Genomic DNA, 23229 nt, shown 5'->3' with positions numbered 1-23229 from the left:
CAGCCTCGACACTAGCTATGCTCCCGTCGATTGCTTGATGTGCACCTGAAGCTGCTTGCATTGTTGATCAGGTCCTGCTCTCGCGACGGCATACCCGCGCCTAATTTTGCTTGTGATTATAAAGAGGTGGGAACCTCAGCCGGTCGTCATAATCGCAGAACTACCAAACACTAGGCCGTTTGAAACTATTAGGCCTTAGAGCAGAGCATGTGCTCTAGTCCCAGACCATATGTTCCTAGGTTGATCCCAGTCCCCGTTAGATCATCCTAATCGACAAAACGGTAAGAGTGATTTCGATCCCGATTCCCATCTGTTTTTCCATTCTACCAATCCTCATCGTCTACGGTGAGCCAGAAACACGTTCTTATCAAATCAACCTTAACTGCCCCAGGGGGCCCGACGTTAGACACAAGCCATGATCCAATTTTTTGCGAGGGGTTTTCAGGTTATATGAAGCTATGTACATTGTGTGGTATTAAAGAAATGTATGGGTTGAAATCCAAAGGTTCTTAGCCTCACATTGCGGAGAAGTGCTTACATGAAGATTGAAGATAACATTGAAGGTGATGCTCCCAGTCAGTCTTTTCCTTTGCTTCGTCGTATCTTGCCTAAGAAACTTCATCCTTTCGCGCGCGGTGTCAGAAAGCGCCTGATTGCCGATGGTTTTCGGTCCGAGAAGCCCTTTTGTTGGACTTATCCATACACCCAGGTCTCGACACGTCGGCAAGACTCAATTCTAGAAAAGGCCGAGGCTCTAGTTCGCGCGGGAACAAAAGGGCATTTTGTTGAATGCGGTGTTCTGGACGGTGGTACTGCGGCAATTCTTGCTTATGCAGCTCGAAATGATGACCGCAAGATTTCGCTGTTTGATGCTTGGGAAGGGATGCCGGAAGCAACTGCGGAGGACGGGGCCGGTTCACAAAAGTGGGTCGGCGACATAGTCGGCAGCCCCAAGCGCGTTAAGAGTATTTTGACTAAAGTCGGCGCACGAATTGACAACATTGAGATTCATCGTGGCTGGTTTGAGGATACTTTGCCTGTTTCTAACATTCAGGAAATCGCATTCTTGCACATAGATTGTGACTTCTTTTCGCCAACAAAACTGGTGCTCGAAACCTTTGTGCCTAAAGTCGTCAAAGGCGGCTGGGTCCAGATCGACGACTACACTGCATTCGAAGGATGCCGCCTAGCCGTCAACGAATTTATTGAAGCAAACCCTTGGGTGGAATTGACCGTGGAGGACGTTCCAGGTGGTGCAATCTATTTCAGAAAACACTGAATGACTACCGGCTGGTGCCGGTAGGATCGGCAATGTGGTTTTCGAGCTATTGCAGATTATGTCTTCGGTGATGGCGACGTTCGCGGTGGAAAGGTATGCCCTACCTCAGAACCGACGTACTCATTAGCGCCTGCACCGCGCGAGAAACTCCCGTTGCACTTTAATGGACGAACGGCCCTCATATTGCCCGCCAGATCAGAGATGGCAATCTTCGGCGGCACCGACGCAAACATGTCGACATGGTTATATGAGCGGGAGAAAGCCAACCTTCGGTCCAACCTAAGAAATTGGAGGTTCCCGTCCCATAGCTGATGGTCGTCTACTTGTCGCAAGTTGATCCAAGTGCACATTCCCTCCCATCGATTTTCTGTTCGTAAAACAATGGTATTCAGCTTTGCTCGCTTCCTGTTTCATCTATCCCAATTGCATGAGGGTTGGCCTTCACCCCTGCCAACATCTTTAAAACTTCGGCTTTCCAGCCCGCTTTGATCTTTAAAGCCAGTTGAGACGGTGGTCGGTGATCGGGCTCAAGGAGCGCATATTCATATCTGAGCGGTTTTTTGAAGGGCAAGAACGCGACTTTTCCATTGGACAGGTTTAGTTCTCGTTCAGTCGCTACAGTCAACGGATCCACGATCGAATAACACTGACCTGAGCTCACAAATGGTATCAAAGGTAGAAAGTACTGACAGGTCACTGTTGGGTTGTAGTCAGCTGAAACATCTTGAAACTCTTGTCGAATTTTGCGCTGGAACGGGTGTGTGGCATGTAATCCCCCCATGGGGGCCCCGTCGAGATCGGCAATGGATACGGTCCTGCACGAAGTAAGCGGGCTATCACGATCAACGGCGCAAAAACAATCTGCCCGGATCAGTTCTGTTGAATATTGAGGCTCTTTCCCGGCTGAATGCTCGAAGTCTGCGAAGCCGAAATCAATATTCTGCGTGCCCGCAAGCTCTGTAATCTGGGGTGAACTGCGTGTAGACAACGTGATACGTATCTCGGGGTTTTCGCCGACTGATTGGCTGATGAAACGCGGGAACAAGAAAGCGGATGGGCCCGGCATGGTAGCGATATTCAGGCTGCCGGAATGCCCTTTAATCAGCCCTTCCATTGTACTGGAAATCGTCGCCAGGCGGTCCAGAATACCTGTTGTTTCGGCCAAAAGGTAATGTGCTTCGGGAACTGGGACCAATCGCCGTCCCTTACGCTCGAATAGTGTCAGGCCAAGGGTCTTTTCAAGGTTCTTCAAGGCCAGACTGATCGCAGGCTGGGTGCGGTTCAGTTTCTTGGCGGTTTGAGAGATGGAGCCGGTCTCCATCACCTCGCGAAAAACGGTCAACTGCATAAGGTTCATGGTTAGAACATAAGCTAAACTTTAGTTTTATGAAATATAACAAATTTGTATTTATGAAAATTGCCACTACGCTTGCGGGATCGAAATTCGGTCAAACCGAATCCGACGATCCAACAAGGGAGATGATGATGAAATTTGTGAAATGTTTGACGGGACTGGCCCTGGCAAGCGCGCTTGCCGCTCCGGCGCTGGCACAGGATCCAACTTTTTTCCGCATCGGCACAGGCGGCGCAGGCGGAACTTACTTCCCCATCGGCGGCACCATCGCAAACGGAATCTCCGCCCCTCCGGGTTCGCGCCCATGCGAAGAGGGCGGCCAGTGCGGCGTACCGGGCCTGATTGCTATCGCACAATCCACCACAGCGTCGGTGTTCAACAACGCCGCCGTTCAGAACGGAGAGCTTGAAGCCGGTCTGGCCGCAGCCGACGTCACCCGCTCGATGTATCTGGGTGAGGGCAAATTCGAGGGTAAACCTCACCCCAATCTTCGCATCGTGGCCAACCTGTTCCCCGAGGACCTGCACTTGGTTCTGCCTGCCGGTGAGACAATCAACGATCTGAGCGATCTGGAAGGCAAGCGCGTCGGCATCGCGCAAGCCGGTTCCGGTACACAGGTTGCCGTGCTGCAGATGCTGGACGCGTGGGGCGTCAACCGCGACAACATGGATGAGGCCGAGCTGAACAACAGCCAAAGCGCCGAGCGTCTGGCTGACGGTCAGTTGGATGCCTATTTCTACGCTGCAGGCTGGCCCGTCGCCGCGATGGTGCAGCTGTCGTCAACCAAGGGGATGAACCTGCATTCCTTCACCGACGAGGACATGGCGAAGATCAATGAGATCATCCCGGCATACATCCCCTCGGCCATCCCGGGTGGCGTCTATGAAGGTATCGACGGTGAAACCAAGACCCCTGCAGTCAGCGCAATGCTGGTGGTATCCTCGGAACTGTCCGACGAACTGGTATATGGCCTGACCAAGGCGCTGTGGAACGACAATACTCGCAAGCTGCTGGACAATGGCCACGCAAAAGGCAAGCAGATCACTCCCGATACCGCGCTGGATGGTGTTGAGGCGCTGGGTGTGCCGCTGCATCCGGGGGCCGAGAAGTTCTATAAAGAAGCCGGTTTGCTTCAGTAATATTAGCTTACTGACACTTTCGTCGGTGCCCCTACGCGGGGCACCGCACTCTGGAATTATGCGAAATCGGGGGGCCATCATGTCCGAGACCCAGAAACTTGATGACCACGAATTGACGGCCGAGGAACTGGCTGCCATCGAAGAACAGTTCGACGAAGGTGCCGCAGTCCGGCAGGTCACGCCAGCAGCGGGCACGGTGCTGCGTATTGTCGCCCTAATCCTCGCGTTCTACGAGTTCTTTACAGCTGGTTTTGGCCTGCCCGCCGACCATTGGCACATGGGTATCTATCTGGCGCTGCTGTTCATTCTGGTCTACGCGACAATTCCGATCATAGGCTCCAAAAACCTCTACGCTCTCAAGGTCAGCCGGTTCCGTATCGGCAACATCCCTCTGTACGACTTGGTCTTTATGGCGTTGGGGATCGTCGCAGCGTTGTATGTTGGGATCGCATGGCGCGGCATTCCGTTTCTGGGGATCGAGGAACAAACGTTCCGAATGGGCAACCCTAACGACTATGACGTGGTTTTGGGCGTAATCATCATCTTGTTGGTTCTGGACATTGCACGCCGCACGTTGGGTTGGGTGCTGCCACTGATCATTTGTGTGTTTATCTCATACGCCCTGTTGGGTCCGTATTTCCCCGGCTTGCTGCAACATCCCGGTGTGAACTTCAAAACATTCGTGTCGTCGATGTATTTCCCGCAGGAAGGCATCTACGGCGTCACCCTGTGGGTCGTTTCGACCATCGTGTTCCATTTCGTCCTGTTCGGCGTGATCGCGCAGCGCACCGGATTGGGGCAACTCTTCATCGACAATGCTACCATTTTGGCGGGCCGCTATACCGGCGGACCGGCAAAAGTGTCGGTGGTATCCTCTGCGTTCTTCGGCACGATCTCGGGCTCTTCGGTGGCCAACACCGTTTCAACCGGCGCGCTGACTATTCCCAACATGAAACGCCTTGGGTACCCCGGCCATTTTGCGGGCGGGGTTGAGGCCGCGTCCTCTGCCGGTGGCCAGATCACGCCACCCATCATGGGGGCAGCCGCCTTCATCATGGCCGAGTTCCTCGAAGTACCTTACACCACCATCGTGATTGCCGCGATATTTCCAGCGATTCTGCACTATGTCGGCGTCTTTGCCGTGGTGCACTTGATGGCACGCAAGCTGAACCTGCAGGGTCTGGCGAAAGAGCAACTGCCGCAGCTCAAGGCCGTCTGGGCCGAAGGTTGGGCCAACATCGTGCCTCTGATCGGTCTGCTGGTGGTGCTCTTCACGGGTTACACGCCATTTATGTCTGCCTTCTGCGGTATTTCTCTAGCGGTGATCGCTGGCATGTCGCGCATCAAACAGCCGCCCACGCTGATCTATGCCGCGGCCTTCCTGGCCTTTGTGCTGTGGAAATTCTCGGATGGCGGGTTCGATCTGACGATGACGGCGATCCTGTGTGCCTTGTCGGTGATCGCCACGCTGAACCCGCAGAAACGCATCGAAGTACCTGAGATGCTGCAAGCGGTTGAGTTGGGAGTGAAATACTCGCTGGCCGTGGGCGCCGCTGCTGCCGCCGTCGGCATTGTCGTCGGCGTTATCAACACAACCGGCATTGGCTTCCGTATCGGCTTCATGGTCACTCAAGGTGCAGGCAATCTGGCCTCAGACCTGTACAATATGATCTCGTTCGGCAGCTGGCAGTTGTTTGCGATGGAAGATCTACAACTGTTCATCTCTCTGGTCTTCATTGCCATCGTTTGCATCCTGATGGGCGCAGGCATCCCAACCACTGCGCTTTACATCATGCTGGTCTCGGTCGCACAACCCGCGCTGGCTCAGCTGGGTGTCCCGCCGATCGCAAGTCACCTATTCGTACTCTATTACGGTGTGGTGTCCGAGATTACGCCGCCCGTCTGCACTTCGGCCTACGCGGCAGCGGCCATTGCGAACTCCAACCCGTTCCGAACTGGTCTCTCTGCCTTTACCCTTGGTTTGGGCAAGGTAATCGCACCAATGGCCTTCGTTTATGCGCCGGTCCTATTGTTCGTGTCCTCAACCGGGTTCAACCTGTGGGAATTCACCTACACCGCCACCAGTTGTATCGCCGGGGTCATCGCCCTGTCCTCAGCTGTGGTCGGATACTGGCTGAAACCCTTGAACATCGCGTCGCGTATCCTGATGGCCATCGCCGGGGTGATCTTTGTTGCGCCCAGCCTGACGGCTGACCTCATTGCGCTTGCTGTCGCCTCGCCCGTCATTGTCAGCCAACTGATCGCGCGCAATCGCAGCCATTCCCCGGCCTGACACGATGACAGAGCAAGTGACCATCATCGGCGCAGGGATCGTCGGCATCTGTTGCGCGCTGTCGCTGCAAGAACGGGGTATACCGGTCCGTCTAATCGACCGGAGCGACCCGGGACAGGAAACCTCGTTCGGCAATGCGGGAGTGGTGTCGCCCTGGTCGATCATTCCGCAGGCAGTTCCGGGCATTTGGAAGAAGCTGCCCCAGATGCTTGTGAACCCGAAAAGCGCGCTTTCAGTCCGGGCGTCCTTCTGGCCGAAGATGATCCCGTGGGGGCTGCGCTTTCTGGGTAAGTCTGGCGAAAAGACGGTTCGCGAAGTTTCAGATGCGATGGAGCTTTTGTGTCGTCCGTCCATAGATCTGTACCGTCGGCACCTGCAGGGCACGGGTCACGAAGCGCTGATCGCGGACAGTTACTATATTCACGCGTTCCGCAACCCTGAACAGGCCAACCTGGATGATCTTGGCTATCTGATCCGCCAAGAGAAAGGCGGTGACTTGGAGCGTGTCGACGGTGCTGAATTGCGGCGCCTGGAACCAGCGCTGTCAAAAGACCTCAAGGCCGCGATTGTGATCAAAGGTCAGGCCCGCGCAACTTCTCCCGGGCTTTTGGGCGCCGTATTGGCCGAAAAAGCACGTGCGCGAGGTGCCGAGCTTGTGCGGAGTGAAGTCACCAAGCTGAGCCACACCGAAAGCGGCATTTGGCAGCTTGCCACGTCACATGATACGCTGTTCGCGCGCAATATTGTTCTTGCGGCAGGAGTGTGGTCTGCCGACCTGCTCAAACCCCTTGGCATACCTGTGCCATTGGTGGCCGAGCGAGGTTACCACGTTGAATTCCCGATGCCCTCGGCTGTGCTGAACAACTCTGTCATGGATGTGGACGCAAAGGTCGTCGCAAGTTCAATGCAGGGCGGGCTGAGAGTTGCCGGTACAGCCGAGTTTGGCAGTGTCGATGCGCCCGCCGATCCGCGCAAAGAGAAGATACTCACCGATCAGGCAAAATCTCTGGTGCCGGACCTCAATACTGGCGAGGCTCAGTTCTGGATGGGACGGCGCCCCTCTTTTCCCGATAGCCTGCCAGCGATTGGGCCGCTGATCGGAAAGGACGGGCTTTTTGCCGCATTCGGTCATTCTCATTACGGTCTGATGATGGCGCCAAAGACCGGAGAGCTTGTGGCGGACTTGGTCTCCGGACGCAGCCCAAATATCAACCTGGACCCGTTCTCGCTGGCCCGTTTCTAAATCCCCTATTCGAAAGGACCTGAGCACCATGCCAATTTATGAAGGCGGCCAGAATATCTGCGGGGCTTCGATCGGGGTTTTATGCCTTGAAAGCTATTTCCCGAAACCGCCCGGGCATATCAAGAACCCGTCAAGTCTGCCATTTCCGGTGCTCTATGAAATGGTCGACGGCATTACTGTCCCGACTCTGCTGAACAACCCGACGCCTGAGTTGCTCGTTCCCTTTATTGAGGGTGCAAGACGGCTTGAAGCTGAGGGCGTTCGGGCAATCACGGGAAGCTGCGGATTTCTGGCTTTGTTTCAAAAGGAATTGGCTGCGGCTGTTTCGGTACCCGTCTTTGCATCCAGCTTGATACAGGTGCCTCTGGCCTTTCACATGACCGGAGCGAACGCCCCGGTGGGCGTGTTGACCGCAGATGCATCTGCTCTGACGCCTAAGCATTTCGAAGGTGTCGGCGCGGCGGGCATTCCCGTATCGGTGCAAGGTTTGGAGGACACCAGCGAATTCGCCGAGGTGATCCTGCGAAACACGCGCACCCGCATGGACACCGATCTAATTGAGGCAGAAGTCCTTGAGGCGGCGCGGCGACTTAAACACCAAGCGCCGAACATACGGTCGCTGGTGTTGGAATGTACCGATTTGCCGCCTTATGCAGCGTGCCTTCAGGACGCGTTGCAGCTTCCCGTCTTCGATTTGACGACACTGGCGCAGATGGCGCATACCGTTGCGACACGCAATTCCTATGTTGGCATCATGCCTTGGACCTAAAGAAACAGCAGTATAGCGTGGGATTTGGGGGATTTAAGTGTCCGTTGACCTAACCATCCTGATGGGTGCCATCGGTCTTGGTGCGATGCTGCAAGTCGGCGTCGGCATTGGGTTTAGCATCCTTGCCGGACCGCCGATGATGATTCTGTTTGGTACACCAACGGCCGTTCCAATGCTGCTGCTTTTGAACACCGTCGTTTCAGCGGTCGCGACAGACCGAAAGGTGCTGAAGGCCAACCGACAGACCATTCGCACGGCAATCATCGGGTGCCTCGTCGGAGTGGTCGCGGGCCTTGTCGTATACCCCTGGCTGAGCGAGGCGTTTGTCCTTGCCCTGACAGCCAGCCTGTTGCTGATCGGGCTTGTGACGACCCTGCTGCCCCTGCCTCGCTCAATTGGAACAACGGGGTTTTCGATCGTTTCCGGCTTGTCCGGGCTGGCGACTGTTTGGGCAGCGACGCCCGGCCCGCTAATGGTTTTCGGATTGATTGCGAAAGGCCACCCAGCCAAAGAGGTTGCCAAGCTGGTACAACCCATAGCGCTGGTGGCGTATGGCATCGCATTCCTGTTGCACAGCCTGTCCGAGACGCAAGCCTTCGCCTATGGCCCGCAGCTATGGGGCTTCGTGGCACTCACATTTATCGGCAGCTTTTTTGGTCGTGCGGTAGGCCCCCAATTGCCTCAGACCATGGTCACAACGGCGATCCGAGTGGTATCTCTGATAGCCTGCGGCGTTCTCTTTCATCGCGCATTTGCGACCGCGTAAACTCGAAGGGCAGACGATGACACAAGACAACAAACTGGACAGATTTCCTCGTGCCCAATTCATGTCAGGCCCAACCCCATTGGAGCGGCTGGACAGGTTGTCTTCGGAATTGGGCATCGACCTTTGGCTGAAACGCGATGACCTTACCGGGCTGGGATTCGGTGGAAACAAAACGCGGCAGCTCGAGTTCTATTTAGGGGATGCACTTCAGCAAGGCGCCGATACCATTTTGATTACCGGTGCAGTTCAGTCCAACTTTGTTCGGTCCGCTGCAGCCGCCGCCGCCAAATTAGGAATGCAGTCCGTACTGCAACTGGAAGAACGTGTGCCGGATATGGGCGAGGAATACTACAGTTCCGGGAATGTCTTGTTGGCACAGATCTTGGGCGCTGAACATATGAGCTATCCTGAGGGTGAGGACGAAACCGGTGCGGATGCTGCGTTGCACGCGCATGCCGACGAACTGAAGGCGCAAGGGCGCAAACCTTATGTCATTCATCTGGGCCTGAATCATCCGCCCTTGGGTGCCTTGGGGTATGTCCTCGGTGGGCAGGAATTGTGCCAGCAGATGCAGGATATCGATGCGATCGTCGTCCCGTCGGGTAGCGGAGCCACACATGGAGGCTTGTTGACAGGGATAGCCTTGGATGAAAGCGATGCTTCTGTGTTTGGGATCTGCGTGCGCCGGAATTGCGAAGAACAACAGGCCCGAATGAATACCGTTTTGCAGAAGCTGGCGGACTTACTGGATATCAACGCAGCGCCCCTGCAGGACAGGATAAAGGTTCTGGATGAGGCGCTGCCCCCCGGATACGGCAAACTAAGTGGAATGACCCATGCTGCGTTAAACAAGATGGCACGCACCGAAGGGATATTCCTCGATCCCGTATATTCCGCGAAAACTTTCGCTGGATTGTTGCATTTGGTAAGTGCTGGAGAAATCCAACCCGGGCAGAAAGTTGTCATGTTGCACACGGGTGGGTTGCCTGCACTCTTTGGGTATCAGAACGAGTTGATAGACAACCTATCTTAGCTCCACCTAAAACCCGCATAAAATTCACTAACAGGAATAACTCGAAACATGACCATTACCCGGATCGAAACCAGCCAACGCATGAGTCGGATCGTCAAACACAACGGCGTTGCCTATCTTTGCGGCCAGACATCGGACGCATCTACTGTAGCTAAACAAACACGCGATATCTTAGTTAAGGTTGAAGACCTTTTGAGAAAAGCTGGCAGCGACAAGACCCGTATTCTGAAATGTGAAATATGGCTTGCTGACATGGCAGATTTTGCCGAGATGAATGCCGTTTGGGACGCCTGGGTACCCGAAGGCCACGCTCCAGCCCGTGCCTGCGGAGAGTCCAAACTTGCCCGTAGCATATTGAAGGTTGAAATGATTGTGACGGCAGCCTGTGACTGAACCGCTGCCGAGAGCATTCGCAAGATCGGCGAGCGGTATTCTGGGTATAGCAGACACAAGCCCTCAGTTAAGCGAGGTGATCGCAGACGAGCATTGCCCGGACGGTGCCTGGATCAACAAGCGGTTAACGAATCGGGCAGTTTCGGCATCTTCGATTGACAATGAACGCAACAAATGATGACCAACGAGCAAGTATGTTCCAAAGGTCCTCTTCACGATCGGGCCGGTGATGGTCGTAGTGCTTTCTCAAAGTTTCAACAGACGTGTTTGTAAGCTTTTCGATTGTCACATAAGGCATTCCGGCTCAGACTAGCCATGTTATGCAGATACGCTTCAAAACATGATAGGTTAGTTTAAAGGCGAGGGCGCGGGGAAACGGCGATGATACATATTTGTTTCATGCCATCCGGATAGACATGTGCGACTCCCTCAATTGAAGTCAGGCTGCTAATTTGATAAGTTATGAAGGCAGAAAATTCTGCATTGCCGTTGAGGTGGGTGGCCGCCCCCTCAGCGATTTTTCTTCGGCTACTATCCGAATTTCCAACTTCGTAGGAAACCATTTCCGGATCTGCTGCAAGTCGACGTTGGCTCATGACCAACTAAACTGTTGGAAAATATGGTCGGAGTGAGAGGATTCGAACCTCCGACCCCTGCCTCCCGAAGACAGTGCTCTACCAGGCTGAGCTACACTCCGACCGTGGCGGGTGATCTATACCTCGTGATTTGGATGTGCAAGAGGGATTTTGGGCTTGCGTACACGTAAGCACTGGGGTTGGAGGCGGAATGGAGCACGATGCCTGACAGGCGTTCTGAACGCGCATCACCCCAACGGGTCTGTTCGGTAGAGGCGGATTTTTGTGCCGCCATGATCTACAATTGGACCGGGAGACAGCAATGGCAATCTCGTTGCGCGGGCCAGTCCGGGTGTGGTCGTAACCATGCCAACACGCCAGCCCTTGAAACGGCGGGCCAAGACCTTGCCCAAGCTGCCATAAAGCGAGCGCAAACGCTTTTCATCGCCGATACGCGCGCCGTAAGGTGGATTCACGATGATCAGGCCCGCTGGTCCCTCAGGAGGTTTGACGTCACTGACCGAGCAGTGCTGAAATCGGGTGATCCGATCCACGCCTGCGTGTTTCGCGTTGGTGGTAGAGGCCTCTATAGCTCCGGCATTTCGGTCCGAGCCATGGAATTTCAGTTCGGTTTCAAGCGAATGGGCCCGGGCGCGCATCCCTTGCCAGACATCCGGGTCAAACCCCGCCAGGTCCTCGAACGCGAAGCGGCGTGACCGCCCGGGGTGCAGGCCAAGCGCAATCTCGGCCGCCTCGATCACGAACGTACCTGAGCCACACATCGGGTCCACAACGGGTTCGGAACCATCAAAGCCACATTCGCGGAGGAACATGGCAGCCATTGTCTCGCGCATCGGGGCCTTGGCAACGGCAGGTTTATGACCGCGTTTGTGCAGCGGTTCACCGGAGCTGTCGACCGAGAGTGTGCAGATGTCTTTTTCAATGCGAAGCAGCACGCGTACGCTGCCGTCGGGCGAGATTGGCGCGCCAAGTGTTTCCGATATCGCACGTTCGATACGTTGGCGCGCTGCGCCGGCGTGATAGATTCGTGACTTTCGGCTGGTTGCTTCGACCTTTATCGGAACGTCGTCTCTCAGATAGTCAGCCCATGGGAACTTGCGTGCCCGTTTGTCCAATTGTGCCAAATGCACTGCAGGAAAACTGCCCAGACGGACGAGAACCTTATTGGCCCCGCGCAATTCGAGGTTGGCGCGCCATACCTCGCGCCAACCACCGCGACATACAACGCCGCCCGCAACGGTTCGGGCGTCTGAAAACCCGCGTTCTATCGCTTCAGCGCAAAGCGGCGCTTCGAGACCCGGCGTGGCAATCAGAAATATCTCGAGATTATCGCTGTCATCCATTCTGGCTGCTTACACCGGATGTGCGGCGGGGGCGATATGCAAATTGAGGCGCTAAATCGCTTAACAGGGCGACCAAATCATAAGAATGTGACATTCCTGCTCAAGATTGGGCGGTAACGGGTTTGCGTTTGGTCGCATCCCCGCGTAAATGAGCCCTGATCGGAATTACGCTTGCGGATTCTGGTCGGTTTGTGGCGCTTTTACGACCGGACCGATCGGAAAACTCGTGTTATTTCTTGCCATCATTGTAAGGTGGTAGGCGGCAGGCGCAGGACAGAGGCTTGGAAGAACGTAGCGACATGCAAACTTTCAAACTAAAAAAAGGGTTGGATCTGCCGGTCGACGGCGCTCCTGAACAAATCATCCAACCGGGGCCTGCGTTTTCGAGCGTTGGCGTGTTGGGGGGCGATTATCTTGGCCTTAAACCCCGTATGCTGGTGCAGGAAGGCGACGAAGTACGGCGAGGGACGCCGCTGTTTTGTCATAAGGATGCGCCCGATGCGATGATGGTTGCGCCGCTGAGCGGCAAAGTGGTCGCCATTAACCGCGGTGCACGGCGTATTTTGCAGAGCGTTGTGATCGAAGTCTCCGATATCAATGATAAAGGTGTTGATTTCTCAGGCGTTGGTGATGCCGCCTCCGCCGAGGGCGTCACTGCGAGGCTCTGCGCGGCCGGGCTGTGGACAGCTTTCCGTACACGGCCCTATTCGAAAATGCCCGCGCCGGGAACGAAACCCGCGGCAATATTTGTTACTGCGATGGACAGCGATCCATTGGCGGCCGACGCGGCGGTGGTCATCGGTGACGCATCGGATGCATTCGCGTCGGGCGTGGCCGCCATTTCTAAGCTGACCGATGGCAAGACCTATCTGTGTCACAAAGATGGCGATGCTGTCCCCGGTGCTGACCTGTCCGAAGTCGAAGCTGCGGCATTCTCGGGCCCACACCCATCCGGGCTGCCTGGGACCCACATCCACTTCCTCGAGCCAATTGCGGCAGACAAGCAGGTGTGGACCATCGGGTATCAGGACGTGATCGCAATCGGCCGGCTCATGCAGACCGGGCATCTTGATCCGAATGTCGTGATTGCTCTGGCAGGTCCGGGAGCACGGCAACCGCGCCTGATCCGTACCGTCATGGGCGCCTCAACCGATGATCTGACCCGTGATGAAGTGAATGTCGATGGCGCGGCCAGGATTATCTCGGGGTCGATCCTGTCGGGGCGCCACGCCGAAGGGCCATACGCTTATCTGGGAAGATTCGCGCGGCAAATCACCATTATCCGCGAGGATCATGACCAGATTCCGATGGGTTGGATCAGGCCGATGCCGTCTAAATTCGCGGTTCAGCCGGTTCTGGGCTCTGCCTTTGCACGAAAACTCTATGCCTTCACCTCGAACCTCAATGGCGGACGGCGCGCCATGGTGCCCACCGGCACGTTCGAGGAATTGATGCCGCAGGACTATCTGCCTACGCAGCTGCTGCGCGCGTTGCTGGTGATGGACACCGACACCGCTCAGGCGCTGGGTGCGTTGGAGCTGGACGAAGAGGACCTGGGTCTTGTCGGCTTTGCCTGCCCGGCGAAATATGAATACGGGCTGGCGCTGCGCGACTGCCTGACAAAGATTGAAAAGGAGGGCTGAGCCGAATGGGTTTGCGCAGCTTCTTTGACCGGATCGAGCCGAACTTTACCAAAGGCGGCAAGTACGAGAAGTATTTCCCCATCTACGAGATGGTGGAAAGCTTCATCTACACTCCGAAAACCGTAACCGCCGTCGCCCCCCATGCGCGATCCTACGTGGATATGAAGCGGATCATGACGTACGTCGTGATCGCTACGATCCCATGTATTTTATGGGGAATGTGGAACACCGGCTATCAGGCGAACTCGGCCATTGCGACGCTGGGTCCGGAGTCGGCGACTGGCTGGCGGATCGCCTTGTTGCAGATGTTCGGCATCTCGCTGGACCCAACCAGCATCTTTGCCAACGTGGCGCATGGGCTGCTCTATTTCCTGCCGATCTATATCGTGACTTTGGTCGCAGGCGGTATTTTCGAGGTCATCTTCGCCACCGTGAGAGGCCATGAGGTAAACGAGGGTTTCCTTGTAACCTCAATGCTTTATACGCTGATCATGCCGGCCACAACGCCGTTGTGGCAGGTAGCATTTGGCATCATATTCGGTGTTGTAATCGGGAAGGAAGTCTTTGGCGGCACCGGCAAGAACTTCCTGAACCCCGCGCTTGTAGGGCGTGCATTCCTTTATTTCGCATATCCGGCGCAGATGTCGGGTGACTCGGTCTGGACACCGGTTGACGGCTTCTCGGGCGCAACCGCGCTGGCGGTTTCGGCGGCTGACGGATATCAGGCACTGGCCGCTGATGGCATCACCTGGTGGAACGCCTTCTATGGCACCATTCAGGGCAGTTTTGGCGAGACCTCGACGCTGGCTTGCATGATCGGTCTGGCCTTCCTGTTGCTGACCAAGATCGCGAACTATCGTCTGATCGTGGGATGTCTGGCCGGGACGATTGCCTTCACATGGCTGTTGAACCTGATCGGTTCCGATACAAACCCGATGTTTGCAATGCCCTGGTACTGGCACGTCGTGCTGGGCGGTTACGCCTTCGGTCTGGCATTCATGGTGACGGAACCTGTTTCTGCCAGCCACACCAATGTCGGCCGATATGTCTATGGTGCGCTAATCGGTATCATGGTTGTGTTGATCCGTGTGGTGAACCCGGCCTTCCCCGAGGGCATGATGCTGGCCATCCTGTTCGGAAACGTCTTTGCGCCGCTTATCGACTATTTCGTCGTCCAGGCCAACATTAAACGGAGGGCGCGTCGCCATGTCTGATACGCAATCCCCAGAACCCAAAGGCGCGATTGCGCGGTTCCTGGCGGCCTCGCCGGATTCGGTCGGCAAGACAATCTTTATCGCCGTTGCCGTCTGTCTTGTTGCTTCCATGATCGTATCTGCTGCGGCGGTTAGCCTGCGCCCGGTTCAGGAAGCCAACAAACTGAAGGACAAGCAGGTCAACGTGCTGCAGGTGGCTGGTGTCTACAAGCCTGGCATCAACGTGACCGAAGCGTTCGCCGCGTTTGAGCCTCATGTGCTGGAATTGTCGACCGGCGACTTCGTTGACGATCAGTTCGATCCGGCGACCTTCGACGATCAGGCCGCTGCCAACGATCCGGAACTGAGTATCGCTTTAGACGATGACCCAGCGGGTATCGGTCGCAAGGCTAAATACCGAGTCATCTATCTGCTGCGCGATGACTCCGGTGAGCTGGACAAGGTGATCCTGCCGTTGCACGGCTATGGCCTGTGGTCCACGCTTTATGGCTTTATCGCGCTGGAGAATAACGGCAACGATATCTATGGTTTGCAATTCTACCAGCATGGCGAAACCCCGGGTCTTGGTGCCGAGGTTGACAACCCGCGTTGGAAAGCCCTCTGGAATGGCAAAAAGCTGCGTGACGATGCCGGTGATCTGCAAATTACCGTTGCCAAGACACAACCCGCAGCCGGTGCCGACTTTTACGTCGATGCACTTGCTGGCGCCACGCTGACCTCGGTTGGTGTTGATAATCTGGTAAGATTCTGGATGGGCGATGCGGGCTACGGCCCGTTCCTGGCCAAACTGCAAGCAGGAGATCTCTGATGTCCCAGACCAAGAAAGAGCTGTTGGTCGATCCACTGGTCGACAACAACCCGATCACCCTGCAGGTGCTGGGCATCTGTTCTGCATTGGCGGTGACCTCGTCGCTGCAGGTGGCCTTTGTGATGGCGTTGGCGGTGACCTTCGTGACCGGTTTTGCATCGATGTTCATCTCGATGTTGCGCAACCAGATTCCGGGGTCGATCCGGATCATCGTACAGATGGTCATCATCGCTTCGCTGGTGATCCTGGTGGACCAAATCCTGAAAGCCTATGCTTTCCAGATTTCGAAAACCCTGTCGGTTTTTGTGGGTCTGATCATCACCAACTGTATCGTGATGGGCCGCGCTGAAGCCTTTGCCATGAAGAACCCTCCGGTCGCCTCGTTCATCGACGGTGTCGGCAATGGTCTGGGTTACGGTCTGATCCTTATGCTGGTCGGCTTCATCCGCGAGTTGTTTGGCTCGGGCAGTTTGTTCGGCGTAACGATCCTGCAAACCGTGAACAACGGCGGCTGGTACGTGCCGAACGGCCTGCTGTTGCTGCCGCCGTCGGCCTTCTTCGTAATTGGCCTGCTGATCTGGGCCTTCCGCACATGGAAGCCGAACCAGGTTGAAGAACGTGAATACAAAATCCAGCAGGTAGAGGCGCACTGATGGAAGGGCTTATCTCTCTGGCCGTAAAGGCCATCTTTGTCGAAAACCTTGCGCTCAGCTTCTTCCTCGGGATGTGTACCTTCATCGCCGTATCCAAGAAGATTTCGACCGCGCTGGGTCTGGGTATTTCGGTCATGGTCGTGCAGGCGATCACGGTCCCCACGAATAACCTGCTGCTGAGCTATCTGTTGAAGCCGGGCGCCCTTGCTTGGGCAGGTTTCCCGGATGTGGACCTGACCTTCCTTGGACTGATCTCGTATATCGGCGTAATCGCAGCCATGGTGCAGATCCTTGAGATGGTTCTCGATAAGTATTTCCCGCCACTTTACAATGCGCTGGGAATCTTCCTGCCTCTGATCACGGTGAACTGTGCCATCCTTGGTGGCTCGCTGTTCATGGTGGAGCGGGATTACAATTTTGCCGAAGCAGCCACGTACGGTATCTCATCGGGTTTTGGTTGGGCGTTGGCGATCACCGCAATGGCGGGCGTGCGCGAAAAGCTGAAATATTCCGATATTCCCGATGGCCTGCAAGGGCTAGGCATCACCTTCATCACCGCGGGACTGATGGCGATGGCCTTCATGTCCTTCTCGGGCGTGAAACTGTAAGGAGGGCGCAATGGAAACTTTTAGCCTTGGCGTAATCCTCTTTACCCTGATCGTTCTTGCGTTGGTGGCCATCATCATGGCGGCCCGTTCCAAGCTGGTGTCGACCGGTAACGTCAACATCACCATCAATGGCGAGAAGACAATCGCCGTACCTGCAGGCGGTAAGTTGCTGCAAACACTGGCAGCCGAGAAACTGTTCGTCCCCTCTGCCTGTGGTGGCGGAGGTACCTGTGCGCAATGTCGGGTCAAGGTGCATTCGGGCGGCGGATCAATCCTGCCAACCGAAGAAAGCCACATCACTAAACGCGAAGCATCTTGTGGCGACCGACTGTCCTGTCAGGTTGCCGTCAAGCAGGATATGGATATCGAAGTCCCCGAAGAGGTGTTCGGCGTCAAAAAGTGGGAATGCACCGTTCGCTCCAACGAAAACGTGGCAACCTTCATCAAAGCTCTGACACTGGACCTGCCCGAAGGCGAAGATGTGAACTTCCGCGCTGGCGGGTACATCCAGATCGAAGCGCCTGCGCACCAGTTGGCCTATACCGATTTCGACGTCGAAGAAGAATACCGGGAAGATTGGGACCGCTTCAATCTGTGGCAGTACAAATCCACTGTGGCCGAGCCCATTGAGCGTGCCTATTCGATGGCCAACTACCCGGATGAGAAGGGCATGATCATGCTTAACGTCCGGGTCGCCTCGCCGCCTCCGGGGTCCGAGGGCATCCCTCCGGGTCAGATGTCGTCCTACATCTTTAACCTGAAACCGGGCGACAAGGTCACGATCTCTGGTCCCTTCGGTGAGTTCTTTGCTCGCGAGACCGAGAAAGAGATGGTCTTCATCGGTGGCGGCGCTGGCATGGCCCCGATGCGCAGCCACATCTTCGATCAGCTCAAACGCCTTGAGAACCGCAATCGCAAGATCAGCTTCTGGTATGGTGCGCGCTCGAAAAAAGAGATGTTCTTTGTCGAGGATTTCGACACGCTGGCCGAGGAATTCGACAATTTCGATTGGCACGTGGCCTTGTCGGATGCCCAGCCAGAGGATGACTGGAAAGGCTATACCGGTTTCATCCATAACGTGTTGTTCGAAGAATACCTCAAGAACCACCCAGCGCCCGAGGATTGCGAATACTACATGTGCGGCCCACCAATCATGAACCAGTCGGTCATCAACATGCTGCTGGATCTGGGTGTGGATCGCGAAGATATCATGCTGGACGATTTCGGCGGATAAGAAATATTGGTCGGCTCCGGGAACGGGGTCGACCGAATTTTGTTCGGCTCTGCATTGGTTGCACGACCAGCACCAGAGCTTTGTATTTGACGATTGCCGCGCTGATTCCACCGCTCTAGGCAGCAGGACACATGTTATCTGATTGGATCAAAAGGCTTGTCGCGCCGAAAGCGCAGACCAATCAGGCGGTGGACCTGTCCACACTGGCGCCTGCAGAAAAGTTTTACGCGATCGGAGACATACACGGCAGGCTCGATCTTTTGCAGACGCTTCTTCCGGCGCTGGATGATGATTGCCCGCTGGTGTTTGTGGGCGACTATGTCGACAGGGGAGGTTATAGCGCGCATGTGCTGCGCCAGCTGCGCCACCTCAGCACCGGTCCGGAAAAACGAGCAATCTGCCTGAAAGGCAATCATGAGGACATGCTGCTCGGTTTTCTGAATGATCCGAGGCGATTGGAGCGCGTTTGGCTACATAACGGCGGCGCCCAAACGTTAGCCTCCTTTGGTCTGGCAAATACCGATCTCTCCGAGCCGGAAACCGTGGCCGAGCAGTTGCAGCAAGCGATGGGGCAACCTCTGTTGGAGTGGCTGCTTTGTCAGCCCCTGACTTGGTCGAGCGGGAATGTGACGGTCGTTCACGCCGCGCTTGATCCGTCACAAGAGGTCGACAAACAACATGCCAGAACGTGCCTTTGGGGACATCCGCGGTTTCCTGAGAAACGCCGGAAGGACGGGCGTTGGGTTGTTCACGGCCATACGATTGTCGACACGCCGCAGATCAAGAACGATGTCATTTCCATAGATACGGGAGCATTCTTAACGGATCAGCTTACAGCCGCAGAAATTTCAACCGGAACCGTTCGTTTTATTTCGGCCGGTCGTACCGGTATCGCGAAATTCTCCGTGTAAACCTCTAACCGACGATCATTTGCTTCATCTTCAAGGCTTCGTATTCCAGTTCTTTCAACCGGAAATGCACCACGTCGCCGATGGTGATGACGCCCCGCAGGTTGCCGTCGCTCAACACCGGCATGTGGCGAAACCGGCCTTCTGTCATGGTTTTCAGAACGTCGTTCAGATAATCTTCGGGTGTGCAGGTCTTGACCTCGGTCGTCATCAGATCAGCCACTGACTGCGGCAGGGTCTGACCGGGCGTTTCCGCCATCCGGCGCACGATATCACGTTCGGACAGGATGCCCTGCAATGCACCATTCTGATCCGTCACAACAACCGCGCCGATGCGTTTTTCGCGCAGGATATCCACGACTGAATGAATCGTGTCATTGGGCCGTACGGAAAAAACGGCATCCCCTTTGCCTTCCAGCAACTTCGCAACGGTTGTCTGAGTATGCGACAAGTTGGTTTCGACTGATTGGCTTCGGGTCGCCGACCCGGCCTTGTCGCCACGTGTCGGGGGCTGGTAAGAGCTTGGGGCCATGGGCGGTCTCCTCTTTCACCGGTAGTGTCCTTACCTTCTACCTTACCGCAGGGACTGGCCCTGTATAGGGTACAATTTCGAAAACCGGCGTAACTTGGCCACATTACAAGGAGTTCCATACCTGTGAGCAACCTGTACCTGACCCCGCCCGTGGCTGCGCTTATCTTTTTTGCCGTGGTTGTATGCGGTCACAATTTTCGTATGGCGTGGAAACAGCAGCCTCGGGGCTGGCAAAAGCGCGCTTGGTTATTCGGCATCCCGGCCGCCGTCGGGCTTGTTGCGCTGGCGTTTCTGCCGCTGAAGATCTGACGCCGGTTTGACTCTGATCAGGGCCGCTGGCATATGCCGGGCAAGAACACTCCCAGGAGACTGTCCCATGCGCCCTCTGATTGCCCTGGCCTCGCTGCTGTTCGTTTCAGCCTGCCTGTTTGACAAGGAACCTGATGTGGTGCGCCTGTCTGGCGAAACCATGGGCACAACCTTCAATATCACCGCGATTGGCGATGATCTGGACGAGGCCGCCCTTGGCACTGCGGTTCAGGAGACACTGGCGCAGGTCAATGCAAAAATGTCCAACTGGGACCCGGCGTCCGAGGTTTCGACATTCTCCGCCTCGACCAGCACGGACCCGATACCTGTGTCGGATGAGTTTGCGCTCGTGATCGAAGCCGCAAACGAGGTTCATGCCAAATCCGACGGTACATTTGATGTTACTCTGGGTCCATTGATCGAGCTGTGGGGCTTTGGCCCCCGTAAACCCGAAGACCCGGTTCCTGCCGATGCCGATATCGAGGCAGCCTTGGCGCAGGTGGGGCAAGCGCGGCTGCTGACGCTGGATAGCGCGGCAGGCACTCTGGCCAAGTCAGACGCAGATGTTGGGGTCAACCTGTCGGCTATCGCCAAAGGATACGGCATCGATGCGGTTGCCGAACGGCTGCGTGAGGCCGGGATCGAAAACTATATGGTTGAGATCGGCGGCGATCTGGTTGCCATGGGTCAGAATGACAAGGGAGAAAGCTGGCAGATCGGTATCGAAAAACCCGAAACCGGAGCGCAGGGGATACAGCTGATCGTGCCGCTCGACAATCTGGGCATGGCAACGTCGGGCGATTACAAGAACTTCTTCGAACAGGACGGCGTGCGTTATTCGCACATTATCGATCCGACAACGGGTCGTCCGATCACCCACCGGACAACCTCTGTCACGGCATTGGCGGAAAACGCGATGATGGCGGACGCCTGGGCGACGGCGATGCTCGCCTTAGGCCAGGAAAGAGGTCTGGAACTCGCCGAGAAACATAAACTTGCCGTGTTTTTTATCTCGCGGGATGTGACAAGCGACGAAGAAGCGTATATCACCGTACAAAGCAGCGCGTTCAAGGATGCGCAGGGGACCAACTGATCGGCAGGAACCGGTATGAGCACCTTTATTCTGGCATTTGTGTTGTTGCTGATCATCATGGTCGGAATGTCCCTGGGTGTGATGTTGATGGGCAAGACCATCAAGGGCAGCTGCGGTGGTCTGAACGCGATCTCGGGTGCCGACAAATGTGTTGTTTGCCAGAAAGATATCGACCCCGACAGCCCGCTGCGGGATCAATTGCAGTGCAAGCGCGCGAAAAAGATGCTGCAACAGATGGAAGGCTAGGATAACCCTCTTGGCATGAGCAAAGCCAAGAACATCCTTTTCATTATGTTCGACCAATTGCGCTGGGACTACCTCAGCTGCTACGGACATCCGCATCTTCACACACCAAATATTGACCGTCTCGCCTCGATGGGCGTCCGGTTCACGCGTGCCTATATCCAGTCCCCGATCTGCGGCAGTTCCCGCATGTCGACCTATACGGGTCGGTATGTGCATTCGCACGGTGCGTCCTGGAATGGCATCCCGCTGAAAGTCGGGGAGATCACAATGGGCGATCATCTGCGCAAAGCGGGGATGGAGTGCTGGTTGGTCGGCAAAACCCACATGCGCGCCGATGCCGAAGGCATGGCCCGGCTGGGGCTTGAACCCGACAGCCTGATCGGTGCACGTGTGGCGGAATGTGGCTTTGACGTCTTCGAGCGGGACGATGGGATGCGCCCCGAGGGGCCGGATGGGTTTTATGACCCTGAAGGTGCCAGGAAGTACAATCAGTATCTGGCGGAAAAAGGGTATGAGAGCGACAACCCGTGGCACGACTTTGCCAATTCCGGGCTGGATGCAGAGGGCAACGTTCTGTCGGGTTGGTTCCTGAAAAACTCGTCCGAGGCCGCGAACATTGCCGAGGAAGACAGCGAAACACCCTATTTGACCACCCGCGGCATCGAGTTCATGGAAAGTCACGAGGGGCCTTGGTGCTGCCATCTTAGTTATATCAAACCACATTGGCCCTATATCGTGCCCGAGCCCTATGCCTCGATGTATGGTCCCGCGCACGTTCTGCCCGTCGTCCGGTCCGAGGCCGAGCGGCAGAATGCACATCCGGTACTCAAGGCATTCATGGACACGAAAATCGGCCAGGCATTCTCACGCGACGATGTGCGCGAGGCGGTCATTCCTGCCTACATGGGTCTGATCAAACAAGCCGACGACCAGATGGGGCGGCTGTTCGACTGGATGGAGCAAACCGGGCGGATGCAGGACACCATGATCGTGCTGACCTCGGACCACGGAGATTTTCTGGGCGATCACTGGATGGGAGAGAAGACCTTCTTCCACGACGCTTCAACCAGAATGCCTCTGATCATTTATGACCCATCGCCCGAGGCTGACGCCACACGCGGCACTACCTGCGATGCGCTGGTCGAGTCCATCGATCTCGCCCCCACTTTTCTGGAGGTCGCAGGAGGAGAACCGACAGGTCATATCCTCGAGGGCCATTCCTTGTTGCCTCTTCTGCACGGGCGGGCCGATCATACGCCGCGCGATGTGGTGATCTGCGAGTATGACTATTCGGCCTCGCCCATTGCGCAGGCGTTGAACTCGTCAGTTCGCGATGCGGTTATGTTCATGGTCGCAAACAAAAAATGGAAGCTGATCCACTGCGAGGGTGGGCATCGCCCGATTCTGTTCGATCTCGAGAACGATCCGAATGAGCTGATCGATTTGGGCGAAAGCGCGGACCACGTGGATGTAATCACGCAGATGTACGATCACCTGTTCGCCTGGACCCGCCGCCAATCGCAGCGCACAACCCGTTCCGAACAGCAACTGCTGGACATGCGAGGTTCAAGCCGGGGCACCGGGGTGATTATCGGCATCTACGACGAAAACGAGACGCCGCTTGAGTTGACGGTCAAATATCGCAACCGCAAAGCGCGGCCCTACGGTGATTATGTGGGCAAGAAAGATTAATTCTGCCCGAAACGGCGTAATCAAGGTTCAACCCTGCGCGGGCTGGGATTAAAAGATGACCACGAGCCGCAACCGGAGAGC

The 23229-nt window shown here is 55.9% G+C and carries 22 protein-coding genes and 1 tRNA gene; 19 read left to right on the top strand and 4 right to left on the bottom strand.

Annotated elements, in window-relative coordinates; genetic code table 11:
- The first annotated feature begins 538 nt into the window (after nt 1-538).
- Nucleotides 539-1279 (top strand): TylF/MycF/NovP-related O-methyltransferase, encoded by a 741-nt coding sequence (locus RA27_RS12390; protein ID WP_052265277.1) that lies wholly within the window; start codon nt 539-541, stop codon nt 1277-1279.
- A gap of 388 nt (nt 1280-1667) precedes the next feature.
- Here the strand turns inward: RA27_RS12390 and RA27_RS12385 are convergent, their stop codons facing one another.
- Entirely contained in the window at nt 1668-2636 is a 969-nt protein-coding gene (locus tag RA27_RS12385; protein ID WP_052265276.1) for a LysR family transcriptional regulator, read from the bottom strand.
- 128 nt (nt 2637-2764) lie between these two features.
- On the opposite strand from RA27_RS12385, the gene RA27_RS12380 reads away from it, so the two are divergent.
- The 7 genes from RA27_RS12380 (at nt 2765) to RA27_RS12350 (ending at nt 10269) form a co-directional block, all read left to right on the top strand.
- A complete protein-coding gene (locus tag RA27_RS12380) occupies nt 2765-3772 on the top strand; it encodes a TAXI family TRAP transporter solute-binding subunit (RefSeq protein ID WP_039539962.1) in 1008 nt (335 codons plus the stop codon).
- A gap of 79 nt (nt 3773-3851) precedes the next feature.
- Nucleotides 3852-6065, top strand: a complete 2214-nt coding sequence (locus RA27_RS12375; protein ID WP_039539273.1) for a TRAP transporter fused permease subunit — start codon at nt 3852-3854, stop codon at nt 6063-6065.
- 4 nt (nt 6066-6069) lie between these two features.
- Nucleotides 6070-7308 (top strand): FAD-binding oxidoreductase, encoded by a 1239-nt coding sequence (locus RA27_RS12370; protein ID WP_039539272.1) that lies wholly within the window; start codon nt 6070-6072, stop codon nt 7306-7308.
- 28 nt (nt 7309-7336) lie between these two features.
- Nucleotides 7337-8077 (top strand): aspartate/glutamate racemase family protein, encoded by a 741-nt coding sequence (locus RA27_RS12365; protein ID WP_039539271.1) that lies wholly within the window; start codon nt 7337-7339, stop codon nt 8075-8077.
- Nucleotides 8078-8114: 37 nt separating this feature from the next.
- Nucleotides 8115-8843 carry a TSUP family transporter gene (locus RA27_RS12360; RefSeq protein ID WP_152610703.1) on the top strand — a complete coding sequence of 243 codons (729 nt, stop codon included), beginning with the start codon at nt 8115-8117 and terminating at the stop codon, nt 8841-8843.
- A 16-nt stretch (nt 8844-8859) separates the two neighbouring features.
- Complete coding sequence (locus tag RA27_RS12355) at nt 8860-9876, top strand: D-cysteine desulfhydrase family protein (protein ID WP_039539269.1); 1017 nt, start codon at nt 8860-8862, stop codon at nt 9874-9876.
- 48 nt (nt 9877-9924) lie between these two features.
- A complete protein-coding gene (locus tag RA27_RS12350; protein ID WP_039539267.1) occupies nt 9925-10269 on the top strand; it encodes a RidA family protein in 345 nt (114 codons plus the stop codon).
- A 620-nt stretch (nt 10270-10889) separates the two neighbouring features.
- Here the strand turns inward: RA27_RS12350 and RA27_RS12345 are convergent.
- Nucleotides 10890-10966 (bottom strand) — tRNA-Pro (locus tag RA27_RS12345).
- Between the two features lie 126 nt (nt 10967-11092).
- A complete protein-coding gene (locus RA27_RS12340; protein WP_039539265.1) occupies nt 11093-12208 on the bottom strand; it encodes an RNA methyltransferase in 1116 nt (371 codons plus the stop codon).
- Nucleotides 12209-12507: 299 nt separating this feature from the next.
- On the opposite strand from RA27_RS12340, the gene RA27_RS12335 reads away from it, so the two are divergent.
- The 7 genes from RA27_RS12335 (at nt 12508) to RA27_RS12305 (ending at nt 19279) form a co-directional block, all read left to right on the top strand.
- Nucleotides 12508-13851 (top strand): Na(+)-translocating NADH-quinone reductase subunit A, encoded by a 1344-nt coding sequence (locus tag RA27_RS12335; protein ID WP_039539263.1) that lies wholly within the window; start codon nt 12508-12510, stop codon nt 13849-13851.
- A 5-nt stretch (nt 13852-13856) separates the two neighbouring features.
- The gene (locus tag RA27_RS12330; protein ID WP_039539261.1) at nt 13857-15065 is read left to right on the top strand and encodes an NADH:ubiquinone reductase (Na(+)-transporting) subunit B; all 1209 of its coding nucleotides are present in this window, start codon (nt 13857-13859) and stop codon (nt 15063-15065) included.
- Nucleotides 15058-15873 (top strand): Na(+)-translocating NADH-quinone reductase subunit C, encoded by an 816-nt coding sequence (locus RA27_RS12325; RefSeq protein WP_039539259.1) that lies wholly within the window; start codon nt 15058-15060, stop codon nt 15871-15873. The genes RA27_RS12330 and RA27_RS12325 overlap by 8 nt, the downstream gene beginning before the upstream one ends.
- On the top strand, nt 15873-16526 hold the full coding sequence (locus RA27_RS12320; protein WP_039539258.1) for an NADH:ubiquinone reductase (Na(+)-transporting) subunit D: 654 nt from the start codon (nt 15873-15875) through the stop codon (nt 16524-16526). Before RA27_RS12325 ends, RA27_RS12320 begins: the two co-directional genes overlap by 1 nt.
- The gene (gene nqrE / locus RA27_RS12315; protein ID WP_039539256.1) at nt 16526-17134 is read left to right on the top strand and encodes an NADH:ubiquinone reductase (Na(+)-transporting) subunit E; all 609 of its coding nucleotides are present in this window, start codon (nt 16526-16528) and stop codon (nt 17132-17134) included. Before RA27_RS12320 ends, nqrE begins: the two co-directional genes overlap by 1 nt.
- Nucleotides 17135-17144: 10 nt before the next feature.
- Complete coding sequence (gene nqrF / locus RA27_RS12310; protein ID WP_039539254.1) at nt 17145-18368, top strand: NADH:ubiquinone reductase (Na(+)-transporting) subunit F; 1224 nt, start codon at nt 17145-17147, stop codon at nt 18366-18368.
- 131 nt (nt 18369-18499) lie between these two features.
- Entirely contained in the window at nt 18500-19279 is a 780-nt protein-coding gene (locus tag RA27_RS12305; protein ID WP_039539252.1) for a metallophosphoesterase family protein, read from the top strand.
- Nucleotides 19280-19283: 4 nt separating this feature from the next.
- Here RA27_RS12305 and RA27_RS12300 read toward each other — a convergent pair whose 3' ends face one another.
- Nucleotides 19284-19808 (bottom strand): CBS domain-containing protein, encoded by a 525-nt coding sequence (locus tag RA27_RS12300; protein WP_039539250.1) that lies wholly within the window; start codon nt 19806-19808, stop codon nt 19284-19286.
- Between the two features lie 123 nt (nt 19809-19931).
- Between RA27_RS12300 and RA27_RS12295 the strand changes: the two genes are divergently transcribed.
- The 4 genes from RA27_RS12295 (at nt 19932) to RA27_RS12280 (ending at nt 23148) form a co-directional block, all read left to right on the top strand.
- A complete protein-coding gene (locus RA27_RS12295; protein WP_039539248.1) occupies nt 19932-20117 on the top strand; it encodes a hypothetical protein in 186 nt (61 codons plus the stop codon).
- A 67-nt stretch (nt 20118-20184) separates the two neighbouring features.
- Entirely contained in the window at nt 20185-21210 is a 1026-nt protein-coding gene (locus RA27_RS12290) for an FAD:protein FMN transferase (protein ID WP_039539246.1), read from the top strand.
- 15 nt (nt 21211-21225) lie between these two features.
- Nucleotides 21226-21456 (top strand): (Na+)-NQR maturation NqrM, encoded by a 231-nt coding sequence (gene nqrM, locus RA27_RS12285; protein ID WP_010441352.1) that lies wholly within the window; start codon nt 21226-21228, stop codon nt 21454-21456.
- Between the two features lie 15 nt (nt 21457-21471).
- Nucleotides 21472-23148: a sulfatase-like hydrolase/transferase gene (locus RA27_RS12280; RefSeq protein ID WP_039539244.1), complete on the top strand. Its 1677-nt coding sequence runs from the start codon at nt 21472-21474 to the stop codon at nt 23146-23148.
- Nucleotides 23149-23229: the final 81 nt, after the last annotated feature.

The organism is Ruegeria sp. ANG-R, from assembly GCF_000813985.1.
GTDB lineage: Bacteria > Pseudomonadota > Alphaproteobacteria > Rhodobacterales > Rhodobacteraceae > Ruegeria.
Note: the sequence above shows the minus strand (reverse complement) of the source record. Positions and strands in the feature narration are given on the sequence as shown.

Excerpts from the sequence above, each read along its gene's own strand:
- RA27_RS12390 (WP_052265277.1), top strand. The coding sequence starts at position 539 with ATGAAGATTGAAGATAACATTGAAGGTGATGCTCCCAGTCAGTCTTTT.
- RA27_RS12385 (WP_052265276.1), bottom strand. The coding sequence starts at position 2,636 with ATGAACCTTATGCAGTTGACCGTTTTTCGCGAGGTGATGGAGACCGGC.
- RA27_RS12380 (WP_039539962.1), top strand. The coding sequence starts at position 2,765 with ATGAAATTTGTGAAATGTTTGACGGGACTGGCCCTGGCAAGCGCGCTT.
- RA27_RS12375 (WP_039539273.1), top strand. The coding sequence starts at position 3,852 with ATGTCCGAGACCCAGAAACTTGATGACCACGAATTGACGGCCGAGGAA.
- RA27_RS12370 (WP_039539272.1), top strand. The coding sequence starts at position 6,070 with ATGACAGAGCAAGTGACCATCATCGGCGCAGGGATCGTCGGCATCTGT.
- RA27_RS12365 (WP_039539271.1), top strand. The coding sequence starts at position 7,337 with ATGCCAATTTATGAAGGCGGCCAGAATATCTGCGGGGCTTCGATCGGG.
- RA27_RS12355 (WP_039539269.1), top strand. The coding sequence starts at position 8,860 with ATGACACAAGACAACAAACTGGACAGATTTCCTCGTGCCCAATTCATG.
- RA27_RS12350 (WP_039539267.1), top strand. The coding sequence starts at position 9,925 with ATGACCATTACCCGGATCGAAACCAGCCAACGCATGAGTCGGATCGTC.
- RA27_RS12340 (WP_039539265.1), bottom strand. The coding sequence starts at position 12,208 with ATGGATGACAGCGATAATCTCGAGATATTTCTGATTGCCACGCCGGGT.
- RA27_RS12335 (WP_039539263.1), top strand. The coding sequence starts at position 12,508 with ATGCAAACTTTCAAACTAAAAAAAGGGTTGGATCTGCCGGTCGACGGC.
- RA27_RS12330 (WP_039539261.1), top strand. The coding sequence starts at position 13,857 with ATGGGTTTGCGCAGCTTCTTTGACCGGATCGAGCCGAACTTTACCAAA.
- RA27_RS12325 (WP_039539259.1), top strand. The coding sequence starts at position 15,058 with ATGTCTGATACGCAATCCCCAGAACCCAAAGGCGCGATTGCGCGGTTC.
- RA27_RS12320 (WP_039539258.1), top strand. The coding sequence starts at position 15,873 with ATGTCCCAGACCAAGAAAGAGCTGTTGGTCGATCCACTGGTCGACAAC.
- nqrE (WP_039539256.1), top strand. The coding sequence starts at position 16,526 with ATGGAAGGGCTTATCTCTCTGGCCGTAAAGGCCATCTTTGTCGAAAAC.
- nqrF (WP_039539254.1), top strand. The coding sequence starts at position 17,145 with ATGGAAACTTTTAGCCTTGGCGTAATCCTCTTTACCCTGATCGTTCTT.
- RA27_RS12305 (WP_039539252.1), top strand. The coding sequence starts at position 18,500 with ATGTTATCTGATTGGATCAAAAGGCTTGTCGCGCCGAAAGCGCAGACC.
- RA27_RS12300 (WP_039539250.1), bottom strand. The coding sequence starts at position 19,808 with ATGGCCCCAAGCTCTTACCAGCCCCCGACACGTGGCGACAAGGCCGGG.
- RA27_RS12290 (WP_039539246.1), top strand. The coding sequence starts at position 20,185 with ATGCGCCCTCTGATTGCCCTGGCCTCGCTGCTGTTCGTTTCAGCCTGC.
- nqrM (WP_010441352.1), top strand. The coding sequence starts at position 21,226 with ATGAGCACCTTTATTCTGGCATTTGTGTTGTTGCTGATCATCATGGTC.
- RA27_RS12280 (WP_039539244.1), top strand. The coding sequence starts at position 21,472 with ATGAGCAAAGCCAAGAACATCCTTTTCATTATGTTCGACCAATTGCGC.